Genomic DNA, 17,020 nt, shown 5'->3' with positions numbered 1-17,020 from the left:
CATGGCTATTATCAAACCATTCAAGGGTATTCGCCCACCCAAAGAGCTTGTAGAGCAAGTGGAGAGCCGTCCTTACGACGTGCTCGACAGTGAAGAGGCGAGGGCAGAGGCTGGCGACAATGAGAAGAGCCTCTATCACATCATCAAACCAGAGATTGACTTCCCCGTTGGTACTTCGGAGTACGACCCACGCGTGTACGAGAAGGCTGCCGAGAACTTCCAGAAGTTCCAGGATAAGGGATGGCTGGTACAGGATGCCGACGACCACTATTATATCTATGCACAGACCATGAACGGCAAGACACAGTACGGACTGGTGGTGGGCGCCTATGTGGACGACTACATGAAGGGTAACATCAAGAAGCATGAGCTGACCCGTCGTGACAAGGAGGAGGACCGCATGAAGCATGTTCGTGTGAACAATGCCAACATCGAGCCTGTATTCTTTGCTTATCCCGACAACGCTGTGCTCAACGAGCTGATTATGCGTTATGCTGCTACCGAGCCCGAGTACGATTTCGTAGCTCCTATCGATGGCTTCCGTCATCAGTTCTGGGTAATCAGCGACGCGAAGGATATGCAGACCATCACTGAGCAGTTTGCCAATATGCCATCGCTGTATATCGCCGATGGTCACCACCGCTCAGCTGCTGCCGCCCTGGTTGGTGCCGAGAAGCAGAAGCAGAACCCCAACCACAATGGTACAGAGGAGTACAACTACTTCATGGCGGTTTGCTTCCAGGCATCGCAGCTCACCATCCTCGATTACAACCGTGTGGTAAAGGACCTGAACGGTCTCTCTTCTGAGGAGTTCCTCGCTGCCCTGCAGGTGAATTTCGAGGTTGCGGATAAGGGTACTGACATCTATAAGCCACAGCAGTTGCACGAGTTCTCGCTCTATCTCGATGAGCACTGGTACAGTCTGAAGGCTAAGGAGGGAACATACGATAATACCGATCCTATCGGTGTGCTGGATGTTGACATCTCGAGCCGACTCATTCTGGACGAGATTCTGAACATCGGCGACTTGCGCTCTTCGCAGCGTATCGACTTCGTTGGCGGTCTGCGCGGACTGAAGGAGTTGAAGCGTCGTGTTGACTCAGGTGAGATGCGTGCCGCTCTGGCCCTCTATCCCGTATCCATGCAGCAGATCATGGATATCGCCGATAGCGGTAAGATTATGCCACCAAAGGCTACCTGGTTCGAGCCAAAGCTGCGTTCAGGACTGGTTATTCACAAACTGAGCTAAGCCGATGAAGACTAAGCACGTACAGTATGAGACTCAGGGCACATGTTCGAAACTGATCGACGTGACTGCCGATGAGAACAACGTGATACAGCAGGTGTTCTTCCTTGGAGGTTGCAATGGCAACCTTCAGGGAATCAGCCAGTTGGTTCGCGGACAGAAGATTGACGATGTGATACCTAAGATCAATGGTATTCGTTGTGGTGCCAAGGGTACCTCGTGTCCCGATCAGCTGTGCCGGGCCCTTGAGAAACTCAAGGACGCACCATTAGAAGGATAAACAGAAATAAGGCTCCGGAAAATTCCGAAGCCTTATTCTTTTCTTTGCGGAGAGTGAGGGATTCAAACCCCCGATACCCGAAAGGGGTATACCGGATTTCGAGTCCAGCGCGATCGATCACTCTGCCAACTCTCCGATTAAGCGAAGGCAAATCGAGCTTGCTCGTTTTGCTGAACGAAAGGAGAGTCAAACTTGTTTAACTCTTTCTCTCGTTTGCGAGTGCAAAGGTAATGCATTTTTTGGAAACCACCAAACATTTCTGACGGAAAATTCCCATTTTTATTCAAAGGACAGCTTCGATAGTCGGTTACGTAGCTGCTCTGCCTCTGATTTGCGGATGCTGAGCTTGATCTCGCAAGTGTTATCGTAGGTTTGCGAAACGATACGAGGCTGCATCTCCTTCACGATGCGCATCACGTCGTTTATAAGCGGATAGGCGAAAGTGTAGGTCACAATCTCCTCAACCTGACGAGTTTCAATCTCGGAGTGGGCGAGGGCATCGGCAGCTGCTTCGCGATAGGCTACAATCAAACCTGATGTACCTAAGTTCACACCACCATAATAACGCACCACTACAATCAGGATATCTGTTAACTCGTTGCTGTTAATCTGTCCTAGAATGGGTTTACCGGCTGTGCTCGATGGTTCGCCGTCGTCGTTAGCGCGGAACTCCAATCGTTCGGCACCTAACATATACGCATAGCAAACGTGGCGGGCGTCGTAGTACTTCTTACGATAGCCTGCTAATAATTCCTTGATTTCGTCAAGGGTTTCTACATGATGAGCGAAGGCGAGGAACTTGCTACGCTTCTCGGTGTAGTAACCCTCGCCTTCGGTCTTTAGAGTTTTATATTCGTCTGTCAATGTTCAATGTTTAATTATTATACTCCTGCCATGATTTGATCTTCACATCATCGATGCTCATAGCGGTGAAGGCCTCGATAAATGCCTTGGCCAAGCGCACGTTAGTCATCAATGGAATGTTGTGATCGATGGCACCACGACGGATCTTGTAACCATTCGTCAGCTCGCGACTGGTATGATTCTTTGGCACATTGATAACCAGACCAACCTTGTGCTGACTGATGAGATCCATCACATTGTTATCGCCATTCTCATCGGGCCATGCTACGGCTGTGGCCTTCACGCCATTATCGTTGAAGAATTTGGCTGTTCCAGCTGTAGCGTAGATGGTGTAGCCCTTCTTGGCCAACTGCTGTGCTGGCTCCAGCAGACTAACCTTACCCTTGGCACCACCTGATGAAATCAGAACGGCATCCTTTGGAATAGAGTAGCCTGTAGCAATCAGCGAGTTGAGCAGCGCCTCGTTCAGGTCGTCGCCCAGACAACCAACCTCACCGGTAGAGCTCATGTCGACACCCAGTACTGGGTCGGCATTCTGCAAACGGGCAAATGAGAACTGACTGGCCTTCACACCGATACGATCGATGTCGAACTCACTCTTGTCGGGTTTCTGATAAGGAGCGTCGAGCATAATCTTGGTAGCCGTCTCGATGAAGTTACGCTTCAGAATCTTCGAAACGAATGGGAACGAACGGCTGGCGCGCAGGTTACACTCAATCACCTTCACCTCGCGGTTCTTAGCCAGGAACTGGATGTTGAATGGTCCGCTGATATTCAGCTCGGCTGCAATCTTATGTGCAATCTTCTTGATCTGACGGATGGTAGAGAAATAGATGTTCTGAGCAGGGAATACCATGGTGGCATCGCCTGAGTGAACACCTGCATACTCCACGTGCTCCGAGATAGCATACTCAATCACTTCACCCTTATCGGCTACAGCGTCGAACTCAATCTCCTTGGTCTCAGTCATGAACTTGGAAACCACTACGGGGAACTCCTTCGATACCTCGGTAGCCATGTTGAGGAAGCGGTGCAGCTCCTCTTCATCGTAGCATACGTTCATGGCTGCGCCAGAGAGTACGTACGAAGGACGAACCAGTACGGGGTAGCCCACTTTGGCCACGAAATCCTTCACATCGTCGAAACTGGTGAGTGCCTGCCATGCGGGCTGGTCGATACCAAGCTTGTCGAGCATGGCTGAGAACTTGTCGCGGTTCTCGGCACGGTCGATATCAACTGGTGAAGTGCCGAGTACGGGAACACCCTGACGGTGCAGCTTCATAGCCAGGTTGTTTGGAATCTGACCACCTACAGAAACAATGACACCACGTGGCGACTCGAGGTCGATAACGTCGAGCACGCGCTCCAACGAAAGTTCGTCGAAGTACAGACGGTCGCACATGTCGTAGTCGGTAGAAACCGTCTCGGGGTTGTAGTTGATCATGATCGACTTGTAACCCAGTTTGCGGGCGGTGTTGATGGCATTTACCGAACACCAGTCGAACTCTACCGATGAACCGATGCGGTAAGCACCAGAACCGAGAACAACAACTGACTTCTCGTTATTATAATAATTGATATCGTGCGCGGCTACATATTTCTCTCCTTCAGGATTGCCGAAAGCGGGCACATGCGTATAAGTGAAGTAGAGGTAGTTGGTGAGCTCAGGATGCTCGGAGGCTACTGTGGGGATGCGCTTTACTGAAGGAACGATACCCTTCTGCTGGCGATATTTACGAACAGCCAGGTTCTCCTTTTCCATATTACCACCCTGTGGCTTCAACACGAAGCGGGCTATCTGGAAGTCGCTGAATCCGCAACGCTTCACCTCCAGCAGCAGCTCGTCGGGCAGCTCCTCCAGCTTGTTGTACTTCAGCAGTTCGTGCTTCAGATCTACGATATGCTTCAGGCGCTCCAGGAACCAGACGTCGATCTTGGTGAGCTGCTCAATACGCTCGATGGTGTAGCCCTCTTCGAGTGCCTGAGCGATAGCAAAGATACGCAGGTCGGTGGGGTTAGCCAACTCATCGTCGAGGTTGTCGAACTTGGTGTGGTCGTTGCCCACGAAACCGTGCATGCCCTGACCAATCATACGCAAGCCTTTCTGAATCATCTCCTCGAACGAACGTCCGATAGACATAATCTCACCAACCGACTTCATCGATGAACCAATCTGACGGCTCACACCAGCAAACTTAGTCAGGTCCCAACGAGGAATCTTACAGATCATATAGTCGAGGCTGGGGGCAACGTATGCACTTGAGGTTGTGCCCATCTCGCCAATCTGGTCGAGTGTGTAACCAAGAGCGATCTTAGCAGCAACGAAGGCGAGGGGATAGCCAGTGGCCTTTGATGCCAGTGCTGAAGAGCGGCTCAAACGAGCGTTGATCTCAATGATACGATAGTCGTTGGTCTCAGCATTGAATGCGAACTGAATGTTGCACTCACCTACGATACCCAGATGCTTTACACACTTGATGGTGATTTCCTGCAGCATCTTGACCTGCTCCTCACGCAGCGAGCAGGTTGGGGCAACTACGATAGATTCGCCAGTGTGGATGCCTAATGGGTCGAAGTTCTCCATCGAGGCAACAGTGAAGCAGCGGTCGTTGGCATCGCGGATGCACTCGAACTCAATCTCCTTCCAGCCTTTCAGACTCTCCTCCACCAGAATCTGTGGAGCGAAGGTGAAGGCCGACTCTGCCAACTCGATAAACTTCTTCTCGTCGGGACAGATACCAGACCCCAGACCACCCAGCGCATAGGCCGAACGGATCATGATGGGGAATCCTATCTCGTGGGCAGCCTTCAGCGCATCTTCCATCGACTCTACAGCGTGGCTTACAGGCACCTTCAGGTTAACCTCGCCCAGCTTCTTCACAAAGAGATCGCGGTCCTCTGTGTTCATGATGGCTTCAACACTGGTGCCCAGTACCTCAACGCCATACTCCTTTAGCGTGCCGTTCAGGTAGAGCTCAGTACCGCAGTTCAGTGCTGTCTGTCCGCCAAATGCCAGCAGGATGCCGTCGGGGCGCTCTTTCTTGATGATTTCTGTTACGAAGTGTGTATTTACCGGCTGGAAATACACTTTGTCTGCAATACCCTCGCTTGTCTGGATGGTTGCGATATTAGGGTTTACGAGCACACTCTTGATGCCTTCCTCACGTAGTGCTTTCAGAGCCTGAGAGCCAGAATAGTCGAACTCTCCGGCCTGTCCGATTTTCAAGGCACCCGAACCGAGTACCAACACTTTTTTCAGTTCTTTTTTCATATTCGTATTGGGTTTATTATGAAGATTGCGATTTTATCGCGTGCAAAGTTACAAAGATTTATTTAATCCTCCAAAAACAGCGTCTTGTAAAGTGTTAAAAAAAGGACTCAACTTATAAAAAAGTGAGTCCTATAAATATAAAACTAATGTTTATGCGTTTTATTCGTAATAAGTAATGGTACGAGTAATTTCCATTTCCTGTCCCATCATGCTCATCTTACGACTGATCCAGTTGCCCTTGTCGTCGAACTTGTAGTCGGTGAGGGGAGTCTCCATCTCCTGTCCGCCCATGTTTACCTTCTGTGCTTTTATAATGCCTTTCTCATCGTAAACGAAGGTGGTCTTGATATCCTGGCCCATGGCGTTAACACTCTGGCTTACCAGCTTGCCGTTCTCCCAACCGAACTTGATGGTAGCACTCTGTCCCATCATGCTTACTGTGGCCTGTTGCAGATAGCCGTTCTCATCATACTGGACATCGCTCATGCCTTCCTGCTGCATCTTACCGTCCTCGGTGAAGGTGATGTTGCGGGGCATACCCATCATGTTCATAGTGATTGACTTCACTTTGCCTGTAGCCTCGTTGGCTTCGACGTCGTGGAACTTTGTTTGTGCCTGCATAGCCATTGTCATTGCCAGCATGGCAACCATCATTTTTAGTTTTTTCATTTCAGATAATAATTATAGTTATACTGTGAGCGGCTATCGCTCGTTATTTTTTTGACCATGCAAAGTTACACATTTTCCGTCAGCGCACAAAATATTAAGTGTTAACTAATTGTTAATTCCTCTCAGTACTTTTTTGTCATGCTATTGTTATTATTTCTTATAGTCTCTTTATCACCCGACATGATTTATAAAATATTATACATGAAACTGAAATTATTACTATCTGGAGCGATGTCGGTCTATGGTCATTTCAATTTTTGCCCCTGATACTTGTAAAAACTTTTTAATCATAGTTGCCTACTTGGGTAAATTAGGTCGAATTTTCTGCTGAGTTAATTCGATTGATAAAATGATCCAGCTCGTTTTATCGTTTGAATTAACTCACGGTTTTTCAGTCACCCTACGATGTCCAAAAAACGATCAATAATGTGTCAATTTTTCTCTAAGTACTTTTCACGTGCAAAGTAGTTAGCGCGCAAAAAATTCTTAGGTACTTTTCAAAAATATACTTTTACTACGTTTTTGAACGTCCGAGTTGCTCCACATGGCGTAATTCTATAAACCAAATTTGGTGGTTTTAAATATTATTTGTATCTTTGCATCAACAATACAAAATAGAGAATGATGAATAATGAGATACTGAGTCAACTGAATGAAAGTCAGCGTGTTGCAGTGGAGTACTGCGATGGCGCCAGCTTGGTGATTGCTGGTGCTGGATCGGGAAAAACACGCGTGCTGACGTATAAGATTGCTTGGCTCTTAGAACAAGGAATGAAGCCTTGGCAGATTCTGGCACTCACCTTTACCAATAAGGCGGCCCGCGAAATGAAGGAGCGAATAGGGCGCCTGGTGGGTGAAGAGCAGGCCAGATATCTGCAGATGGGTACTTTTCATAGCGTATTTGCACGCATATTAAGGGCTGAAGCCGACAAAATCGGCTACAATCCGAACTTTACAATCTACGATCAGACTGATGCCCGTTCGCTTGTAAAAAACATCATCAAAGAAATGGGGTTGGATGATAAGGTATATAAACCTTCGTCGGTGGCCGATCGTATCTCGTTGGCAAAGAACCATCTACTGCTGCCGCAGGCTTATAAGGAGAGTGATTGGGCAGCTGATGATGCTACTCAAAAACGTCCTCAGGTATCACGGATATATTTGAGGTATGCGGAGCGCTGCAGGCAGGCCAATGCGATGGATTTCGACGACTTGCTGGTACAGACGTGGGTGCTCTTCCAAAAGAACGAGGATGTACGACAGAAATATGTGGATAAATTCCAGTTTGTGCTGGTAGATGAGTATCAGGACACGAACTATGCGCAGCAGCAGATAGTATATCAGCTGACCAAAGAGCGCCAGAAGGTGTGCGTGGTGGGTGATGATGCGCAGAGTATCTACTCGTTCCGAGGTGCGAATATCGACAATATCCTGAATTTCCAAAGCCAGTATCAGCATGCTAAACTCTTCAAACTGGAGCAGAATTATCGTTCAACGCAGTTGATTGTTCAGGCGGCTAACTCGCTGATACGTCGTAATGAGCGACAGATACCGAAGAATGTATTCTCAAAGAATGAGCATGGTGAACGTCTGCAGCTGAAGCCAGCCTACAGCGATCGTGAAGAGGCGATGATTGTAACGCAGGATATCAAGCGCCTGAAACGGCAGGATTGCTGTAACTGGAGCGACTTTGCCATTCTGTATCGTACCAATTCGCAGAGCCGAAGCTTTGAGGAACAGATGCGTAAGGACGGTATTCCGTATCGCATCTATGGCGGTCTGAGCTTCTATCAGCGTAAGGAAATCAAGGACGTGATTGCCTATTTCCGTTTGATAGCCAATCCTGACGATGAAGAGGCGTTTAAGCGTATCGTGAACTATCCTGCTCGTGGCATTGGTGATACAACGGTCGGAAAAATCATACAGACTGCCCAGCAGTATGGTGTCAGCTTGTGGCAGGTTATTAAGCAGCCTATGCTGTTCCCGCTGGATGTGAGCAAGGGCACGATGACCAAACTCCAGCATTTCCGTGAACTGATAGAAGGATGGATAGCCCGTATCCAGACTGAGGATGCTTATGTGTTGGGTCATGATATCATTATGTCGTCGGGCATTAGTAAGGATATCTACAGCGGACGTAATCCTGAGGATATATCGCGCCAGGAGAACTTGGAAGAGTTTCTGAGCGGTATGCAGGATTTTGTGGAGAGCCGACGTGAGGAGGATATGGGCGAAGAGGTCTATCTGCCTGATTTCCTGCAGGAGGTGGCATTGCTTACCGATCTTGATAGCGATAATGGCGACGACAACGATAAAGTGGTGCTGATGACCATCCACTCTGCCAAGGGGCTGGAGTTCCCAACGGTATTCGTGGTGGGGTTGGAGGAGAATATCTTCCCCAGTCCGATGTGTACGAACTCGATGCGTGAGCTGGAAGAGGAGCGTAGATTGCTGTATGTGGCTATCACGCGTGCTGAGAAACACTGCATACTGACCTGTGCCCAGAACCGATTCCGCTATGGGCGCATGGAGTATGATACACCATCGCGCTTTATCCGCGATATTGACTCCGATCTGCTGGAGGTACATGGTGAAGCGGGTGGGGCAGGCAACTTCGGCTCGCCTCAGCGTAAGGCCTACAATCGCTATGATGGCGGTGCTTATGGCACAGGTACTACTGGTGGCTATAGTAGGAACAGCCGGTTTGAGAGCGAAGGTCCGGAATGGATGCAGAACCCACGGCCGGTGGCTTCACAATTCAAAGCCGATCCCAAGCCGCGTGCTGTTGCACCACGACAACCGGAAAAGCCTGTGAATCCGTTTGGCGCAAACTTCAAACGGGTATATAATGCTGTGGCGCCTCGTCCGATGGCAACCGATCCGAGTGCCAGCGATCTGCATGAGGGCGCTCGGATAGAGCATATGCGTTTCGGTGTAGGAACCGTGGTGCGCTTGGAGGGTTCGGGTGAGAATGCCAAGGCTACTGTGGCGTTTACGAATGCGGGCACCAAACAGCTGTTGCTGAAGTTCGCTAAATTCAAGATTATCGGTTGAATGATCTCGACATGAGAAAAAATTAGAGCGCCTCGTCATCGGGGCGCTCTATATTTCTGGGCTTAGCTTTCGGCAGATGCTTCTTCTTGCGGATCCAAGCCGCCTTGCGGGCTTCGTAATCCTCGTGATGCTTCTCTAAAAATCCGTCGGCCATAGCTTATTAGTTCTTAAATTTGGCATATACCACCTTGACTTCGATAGGACTGTTGGTACCACCTACCAGTTTGGTGCTTGATAAGCCCATCTGGTTGTGAATACCCGAGATGGTGGTCGAAGAATAACCATAGCTGTCGTACGACGTCTTGGTTGTGGTGGCGATTGGTACCAGTACCACCTTGTTCCAGTCGGGGTGCTTGGCCTCCCAGTTGGCATCGCTCTTCAGTCCCTCAGCTTTCTGGCGGGCCATCTGTGTAATCAGATTACCAATGTTGCTGAATGCATAGACATTGGTTGAAAGTGTGCCCATAAACGAGGTGGTATAGTCGTACATGGTCTTATTCTCAAAGAATGAATAGAGGCTGTCTTTCTGTACCATCAGGATGTTGGTGGGTGTAGCGAGGTGCACCTCGCTGCCCTGCGCACCATTGTTCAGACGCTCGAAGTTGATGCTGACCGACAGCAGAGAGTCGTTGGCGTGAGTCTGTGATATCTCGTCGACAGGCAATGTCACCTCCGTAAAGATGCCAGCGGGCGACTTGAGATAAGTACAGTTGTTGTCGTCTACCAACTTCTGTAAGGTTGGACGGTCGTTAACTACATGAGTAGTCTGCATCACCTCAGGTGTTGATGACAGATATACTGCCGAAATAGCCTGTGTGGTATCAGCCTGGAAGGTGTAGTACATCTGGATGTTGATCTCAAGGATGTTTGCCATGACGCCAAGACCGTCGGTAATCTCAAAATAGAAACCTGGGCATACATTATGAACAAACCAGTACGAGTTACGGAAATACTCGGGATGCTCATAGTAGGTACGAAGCACGTATGTACCATAGTTATTATAGGTCGTGCCGTTCTTGGCTGTATAGGGAACATTCATTGGAACACGGATTCTGTCATAATATCCGCTGTCCGTAGATGTGCCTTGCTTTGAGATATTGGTCTGGATATGCTGCAGGTTGGCGTCAGAGAGCGTCAGGTCTCTGATAGAGAACATTCTGTTAATTTGTAAACCCTTATCTCGAAGGTATCCGTTTGATTTGAGATCAAAGTTGCTATAATGAGTGTATTTGTCATCGATGGGCGAGTCAAGCTCAGAAACGCGCATCTTCATGGCTGCAAGCGTGTCGCCGTATGACTTTGAATACTTCACAAACAATGAAATCTCGCAAGAGTCAGCAACTACTTCACCATCAATCTTACTCAGCATCTTATCTTGGGTTGGCAGTTCGAAGCCTTCAATCATATTGAACTGAGTCATAAAATCGCTCTTGACATACGATAGGGTCTCAGGATCTTTTACCATTCCAAAATAACAGTTGGAGTTATCCGAGTAAACCGAATCAGCCAGAATCGAGCGTGATGTTGCCTGATATAATCCGGTGGAATATTCAAGCAGGTCGGTTTTGTTGGTAACTGAAGATCCAATTGTTGCAGTATCTTCGCTACAAGAGGTTATTGCCATTGCAGCAACTGCAATCGCTGTAAACAATCTAAATTTCATTGACGCATGTTTTGTCTTAATCCTATTTACTTATTTTGCTTCATCGGCATACAGCGACTCGTAGAATGCCTCATAGGCATCGGCAAAGTCCTCATGATAGCCGAGCAGCGGTACATTCTTGGCACCCGCATAATCCAGCAGTGTCTGGCTGGCGTCGGGTACGGCCTGGATCACACCATCGCTGTAATCAATAGCCAACTTGCCAAGTTCTTCAAAATCAAACTTATCCTGGTAGTCAGTCAGCAACTCGGGCTTGGCGTCGCGGAACTCCATAAACTGCTTGAAGTTATTGCCAAAGTCCTTTTCAATGCTCTTATTGTACAGAGAAGTTACTACTTTGGTTTCGGCAAACGAAGGCTCATCGCGATAGGCCGTCTTGACATAGAAAGGCACAACGCCACTCATCCAACCCTGACAGTGGATGATATCGGGTACCCAGCGCAACTTCTTAACTGTTTCAAGCACGCCACGTGCAAAGAATATAGCTCGTTCGCCATTGTCATCATACTCAACACCTGCTTCGTCGCGCTCTATCAGACGCTTGCCAAAGTAATCATCGTTGTCGATGAAATATACCTGAACACGTGCTGACTGAATCGAAGCAACCTTGATAATCAATGGGTGGTCGGTGTCGTTAATGATTAGGTTCATACCCGAGAGTCGGATGACTTCGTGCAACTGACCGCGGCGCTCATTGATATTACCCCACTTAGGCATGAAAGTGCGAATCTCGTGACTACGTTCCTGCATAACCTTTGGAAGGTTTTTCCCCATGAGCGACAGTGAATTGTCGGGGACATACGGAGTGATCTCCTGATTGATGAATAATATTTTCTTTTTAGCCATCTTTGGATGATTTTACCTTGCAAAGGTACTAATTATTTTGCACAAAATTGCCAATATGTGCTCGTTTTTAGCAAAAATAGACACTTTTAGGGCGATTTTTTAGTTTCTTTTTCCCTTTTTTATAATAATAAGGTGTAAAAACGGGCTTAAACGTACTTTTGGATCAGTGATACAAAACAATCGCCATACTTGCCTTTTTTGTGCTCTCCGATGCCCTGAATATTGCCAAACTGATCGAGCGAAGTAGGCTTGATGGTGGCTAGAGCATGGAGCACCTTGTCGCTGAAAACGATATAGGGTGGAAAGCCTTCTTCGTCGGCGCATGCCTTCCTGAGCTGGCGAAGGGCTTCGAACAGTTTGGGGTCTTCGATACCGGTTGTCGGGGGGAGACCTGGGATGGTGATGGTTGGGATTTCCAGACGCAGTTTCGGTTTCTTCTTCGGGGCTTCCTTGGCGCTATGGTCAATCACGCATAACGGAGCCGATTTGCGTCCGTAAAGTACGTCGTTGCCTATTTCGGTAACTTTCACTTTGTTGCCGTCGTTATAGGCTATCTCGATAAAGCCCATCTGTAGCATCTGCAACAGGTAATCCTGCCAGTCGTTAATGCTTAAATCATGACCTACGCCGAATGTCTTCAGCTGGTCATACCCGTGTCTGACGATGCTGGGTGAGCGCATGCCCTTCAGAATCTCTATGATAGTTGATATGCGAATCTCCTCGTTGCAGCGCTTAGCAGCGCTTAATGCCATTTGTACGTATCGGGTGCCGTCGAAGCGTTGGGGTGGGTTGTCGCATACATCACAGTTGCCACAGTCGTGATCGGTCTGTTCGCTGAAGTAGTTCAGCAGGATACGACGCCTGCAGACGTTTGACTCTGCATACTCACGCATGCGTTTCAACTTATCCATGTTTACATCCTGCTGACCGCTTTGGCGGGCAAACTCGGATAGCTGGATGATATCGGCCAGAGAATAAAATAAGACGGTATCGGCGGGAGCACCATCACGTCCGGCGCGGCCTATCTCCTGATAGAAACTCTCAATGCTTTTGGGCATATTGTAATGAATCACCCATCGCACGTTGCTCTTGTCGATACCCATGCCAAAGGCAATCGTAGCGCAAACCACCAATAGCTGGTCGTTCTTGAATTGTTCCTGAGTCTGGCTTCGTTCCAGATTCGACATGCCTGCGTGGTATGCCGCAGCGTTGATACCTTTCTTGCGCAGGTCGGCAGCAACTTTCTCGGTAGTTTTGCGACTCAGGCAGTAGATGATGCCGGCATCGTGAGGGCGTGCTTTGATGAAATTAAGAATAAAGTGCATTTTCTCTGCGCCTCTATAACCCCTTTTTACGGTTAGGCTAAGGTTGGGACGGTCGAAACTGGAAACAAACTCGCGCGCGTTTCTTAATTTCAATTGTTCGATAATGTCGTGGCGGGTGATCTTGTCGGCGGTAGCTGTCAGAGCCATCATCGGGACGTCCGGGAACTTATCTCTGAGGGTGCCCAGTTGTGTGTACTCTGGTCTGAAGTCGTGACCCCATTGCGAAATACAGTGGGCCTCGTCGATGGCAAACAGTGATATCTGTAGGTTCTTAAGCAGATAGTCGCATTCGGCCATCACTTTTTCTGGCGAAATATACAATAATTTTATTTCGCCATTGATGCATTTCCGCCTGATTACCAAGTCGGCTGTAGAATCGTTTCCGCTATTCAGTGCCTCGGCCTCAATGCCGTTAGCGCGAAGCGCCTCGACCTGATCTTTCATGAGGCTGATTAATGGTGAAATAATTATGGCAATTCCTGGCATGGCGAGAGCCGGAATCTGATAGCAGATACTTTTGCCGCCGCCCGTTGGCATCAGTACTAATGCATCGTTCCCGTTGATGACGTGGCGGATGATTTCTTCTTGATTCTCGCGGAATGAATTATAGCCGAAATACTGTTGTAAAACACCAAAAATATCCATAATTATTTTAAATTTTGGGCAAAGGTAATGCTTTTTTCTCAATTTTTCTTCAAAAACTATTGTTAATTCGAAAAATCTTGCTAACTTTGCGCAACATTAAAAAATTACCAAAAGCAAATGGCAAAGTACAACATTATTGAGAAGAAGGAAAAGGTAGCGGCTTACAGAAGTTTGGTGAGCCCAAAGATGATGGATGAAATGCAAGAAAAAATCATGAACATCATCGTGATGCAGAAGAAGTATCGTGACAAGGATTATTCAGCAAAGAAACTGGCTGAGGAATTAGGAACAAATACCCGTTATATCTCAGCTGTCGTTAACGTGCGTTTTCATATGAACTATACTTCATTTGTGAATAAGTATAGAATCGATGAGGCTATGACTATCCTTGTTGACAAGCGTTATCAGGATTTACGCATGGAAGAGGTTAGTGATATGGTTGGATTTGCTAACCGTCAGTCGTTCTATGCTTCATTCTATCGCGTAATGGGTATGACTCCTCGTGATTATCGTATGGAGCACCTCAAGCAGCACCCTGCTATGAAGGCTAAGCGTGGTCGTAAACCAAAGACAGAAGAATAATAGTGGATTTTAACTATCAAGATGAGCGTTTTGCTGATCTGCAGATGCTCAGATATCGTCTGAATGGATTTGAAAAACTGTCGTTACAGCAGAAGAAGTTAGTTTACTACCTTTCAAAAGCTACGCTGTTCGGACGAGATATTACATTTGATCAATTCGGTAAATACAACCTCCGCATCCGTAAGATGTTGGAGGTTGTATATGTTGATATGAGTATCGCTCATGATTCTGATGACTTCAAGGCGCTTGAGGTGTATCTGAAACGTGTGTGGTTTTCAAGTGGCATACATCATCACTATGGTTGCGAGAAGTTCAAACCTGGTTTCTCGGCTGAGTATCTGCGCGAGGCACTCCACCTGGTGGATGCCTGCAAACTGCCATTGAAGTCGGGAGAGACTGTCGATGAGATGTGTGATGAACTCTTCCCGGTTATCTTCGATGAGCAGGTGATGCCAAAACGTGTAAATCAGGCCGATGGAGAGGACTTGCTGTTGACGTCGGCTTGTAATTTCTACGATGGTGTGACACAGGCTGAAGCAGAGGCTTTTTATGATTGCCAGAAACAAAACGAGACAACCCCTGATACGCCACCTTCCTACGGACTGAACTCAACCCTGGTGAAGGAAAATGGTGAGGTGAAGGAGTTGGTTTGGTCGGCTGATGGTAAATATGCCAATGCTATCCGTAACGTTATCTGTTGGTTGGAAAAAGCACGTGATGTGGCAGAGAATGAACAACAAAAGCTGGTTATTTCTTTGCTGATAAGCTATTATCAATCAGGTGATTTGCAGATATTCAATAAATATTGTATTGAATGGCTGAAAGAGCATGATTCGACCATAGATTTCATTAACGGCTTTATCGAGGTGTATGGCGATCCACTTGGTCTGAAAGGCTCGTGGGAAGGTCTGGTGGAATATATTGATGAAGATGCCACGCATCGTACACAGACCATCAGTAGTCATGCTCAGTGGTTCGAGGATCATTCGCCTGTGGATGCCCGTTTCCGTAAACCGGTAGTGAAAGGTGTGTCGGCCAACGTTATCTGTGCAGCTATGTTGGGTGGTGATGAGTATCCGGCAACAGCTATTGGTATCAATCTGCCTAATGCTGATTGGATTAGAGCTGTATATGGTAGCAAGAGCATCACCATCAGTAATATTACCGATGCCTATAATAAAGCAGCAAAAGGTAACGGGTTCAAGGAAGAATTCGTTGTTGATCAGGAAACACTGGAGATGATAGAAAGCTATGGCGACATCTGTGATGATTTGCATACTGATCTGCATGAGTGCTTGGGGCATGGAAGCGGTCAGCTGTTGCCAGGTGTTGATCCCGATGCACTGAAAGCCTATAGCAGTACGATAGAGGAGGCGAGAGCTGATTTGTTTGGTCTCTATTATATAGCAGACCGCAAACTGGTGGAGTTGGGACTCGTTCCTGATGAGAAGGCTTACCAGTCGCAGTATTATACCTATATGATGAATGGCCTGATGACCCAGCTGATACGTATTACGCCTGGTCATCAACTCGAAGAGGCTCACATGCGTAACCGTGCTTTGATAGCTCATTGGTGCTATGAGAATGGCGACGTTATCAAATTGGTGAAGCGTGATGGTAAGACTTATGTTGAGATTAGCGATTATGCAGAACTGAGAACGTTGATAGCCCGTCTGCTAGCTGAGATTCAACGTATAAAGAGTGAAGGCGACTATGAGGCTGCTCGTGATATGGTAGAGCGTTATGCGGTGAAGGTTGATGCCGAACTGCATGCCGAAGTGCTGGAGCGATATAAGAAACTGAATCTGGCTCCGTACAAGGGATTTATCAATCCGCAGCTTTTGCCGGTATATGATGAAAACCGTGAAATCTGTGATATTGAGGTGAACTATGGGGAGAGCTATGCACACCAGATGTTGCGATATAGTGCAGAGTATGCCACATTAATTTAATTGAAGAAATGGATATAAACCAACAGATAAAGGAAATCAAGCAATCATTCCGTCTGATGATGGACGGAATGGTTGCTACTTCTATGCGTAATAAAGGATTAGATTATAAACTGAATTGGGGTGCCACGCTACCCCGACTAAAAGCTAAAGCTGAGGAGATTGGGCAGGATTATGATCTGGCTATTGCGTTATGGAAAGAGAATGTGCGTGAATGCAAGATTCTTGCAACGATGCTGATGCCCGCAGACAAAATATTGCCAGAAGTGGTTGATATATGGATGGAGCAGATTGATTCGCAGGAGATAGCAGAACAGGCTTCGTTCAACCTTTTTCAGTATCTGCCGTTCGCTGCTGAAAAAGCCTATACCTGGATGGCTTCCGATAAGGAGTTGTATCAGCTGTGTGGCTTTCATGTTCTGTCACGTTTGTTCATGAATGGTCAGCAACCAAATGAACGAGGTATCAACGAGTTTATCGATCAGGCTCTGGCGGCTATCCAGGGGCAGAGTCTGATGGTAAAGAAAGCAGCCATGAATACCATGATGCGATTTGCAGAACTTGGATTAGTATACGAACGACTTGCAAAAAGTGCATTAAAACGGGCTAATTTAGATTTTTTTTAA

At 47.5% G+C, this 17,020-nt stretch carries 13 protein-coding genes and 1 tRNA gene; 6 read left to right on the top strand and 8 right to left on the bottom strand.

The features are described from left to right. Position 1 precedes the first annotated feature (1 nt). Positions 2–1,249, top strand: a complete 1,248-nt coding sequence (locus T495_RS0111300) for a DUF1015 domain-containing protein (RefSeq protein ID WP_033148756.1) — start codon at positions 2–4, stop codon at positions 1,247–1,249. Between the two features lie 4 nt (positions 1,250–1,253). After that, positions 1,254–1,526, top strand: a complete 273-nt coding sequence (locus tag T495_RS0111295; RefSeq protein WP_033148755.1) for a TIGR03905 family TSCPD domain-containing protein — start codon at positions 1,254–1,256, stop codon at positions 1,524–1,526. A gap of 47 nt (positions 1,527–1,573) precedes the next feature. Here T495_RS0111295 and T495_RS0111290 read toward each other — a convergent pair. From T495_RS0111290 to T495_RS0111275, 4 genes are all read right to left on the bottom strand, one after another. Further along, positions 1,574–1,661: transfer RNA gene (locus tag T495_RS0111290), tRNA-Ser, on the bottom strand. Between the two features lie 144 nt (positions 1,662–1,805). Then, positions 1,806–2,390, bottom strand: a complete 585-nt coding sequence (locus T495_RS0111285) for a YigZ family protein (RefSeq protein ID WP_033148754.1) — start codon at positions 2,388–2,390, stop codon at positions 1,806–1,808. 10 nt (positions 2,391–2,400) lie between these two features. After that, entirely contained in the window at positions 2,401–5,661 is a 3,261-nt protein-coding gene (gene carB / locus T495_RS0111280; protein ID WP_033148753.1) for a carbamoyl-phosphate synthase (glutamine-hydrolyzing) large subunit, read from the bottom strand. A gap of 159 nt (positions 5,662–5,820) precedes the next feature. Beyond that, positions 5,821–6,330 carry a hypothetical protein gene (locus T495_RS0111275; protein WP_155950101.1) on the bottom strand — a complete coding sequence of 170 codons (510 nt, stop codon included), beginning with the start codon at positions 6,328–6,330 and terminating at the stop codon, positions 5,821–5,823. Positions 6,331–6,954: 624 nt separating this feature from the next. On the opposite strand from T495_RS0111275, the gene T495_RS0111270 reads away from it, so the two are divergent. Continuing rightward, entirely contained in the window at positions 6,955–9,384 is a 2,430-nt protein-coding gene (locus T495_RS0111270) for an ATP-dependent helicase (protein WP_033148877.1), read from the top strand. A 22-nt stretch (positions 9,385–9,406) separates the two neighbouring features. Here the strand turns inward: T495_RS0111270 and T495_RS0111265 are convergent, their stop codons facing one another. The 4 genes from T495_RS0111265 to recQ form a co-directional block, all read right to left on the bottom strand. Then, complete coding sequence (locus T495_RS0111265) at positions 9,407–9,538, bottom strand: hypothetical protein (RefSeq protein WP_028903783.1); 132 nt, start codon at positions 9,536–9,538, stop codon at positions 9,407–9,409. A 6-nt stretch (positions 9,539–9,544) separates the two neighbouring features. After that, positions 9,545–11,047, bottom strand: coding sequence for a DUF4270 domain-containing protein (locus tag T495_RS0111260; RefSeq protein WP_033148752.1), 1,503 nt, complete (start codon positions 11,045–11,047; stop codon positions 9,545–9,547). 30 nt (positions 11,048–11,077) lie between these two features. Continuing rightward, on the bottom strand, positions 11,078–11,893 hold the full coding sequence (locus T495_RS0111255) for a glycogen/starch synthase (RefSeq protein ID WP_028903785.1): 816 nt from the start codon (positions 11,891–11,893) through the stop codon (positions 11,078–11,080). Between the two features lie 146 nt (positions 11,894–12,039). Further along, a complete protein-coding gene (gene recQ, locus T495_RS0111250; RefSeq protein WP_033148751.1) occupies positions 12,040–13,863 on the bottom strand; it encodes a DNA helicase RecQ in 1,824 nt (607 codons plus the stop codon). Between the two features lie 117 nt (positions 13,864–13,980). Here recQ and T495_RS0111245 point away from each other — a divergent pair, with 117 nt between their 5' ends. From T495_RS0111245 to T495_RS0111235, 3 genes are read left to right on the top strand one after another with little or no spacing between them, the layout of a single operon-like run. Then, positions 13,981–14,445 (top strand): AraC family transcriptional regulator, encoded by a 465-nt coding sequence (locus T495_RS0111245; protein WP_028903787.1) that lies wholly within the window; start codon positions 13,981–13,983, stop codon positions 14,443–14,445. 44 nt (positions 14,446–14,489) lie between these two features. Next, positions 14,490–16,397, top strand: coding sequence for a dihydrofolate reductase (locus T495_RS0111240; RefSeq protein ID WP_081832116.1), 1,908 nt, complete (start codon positions 14,490–14,492; stop codon positions 16,395–16,397). Between the two features lie 8 nt (positions 16,398–16,405). Then, entirely contained in the window at positions 16,406–17,020 is a 615-nt protein-coding gene (locus tag T495_RS0111235; RefSeq protein WP_033148749.1) for a DNA alkylation repair protein, read from the top strand.

This window comes from Prevotella sp. P6B1 (assembly GCF_000702825.1).
Lineage (GTDB): Bacteria > Bacteroidota > Bacteroidia > Bacteroidales > Bacteroidaceae > Prevotella.
This window is presented reverse-complemented; position numbering and strand designations above follow the sequence as displayed.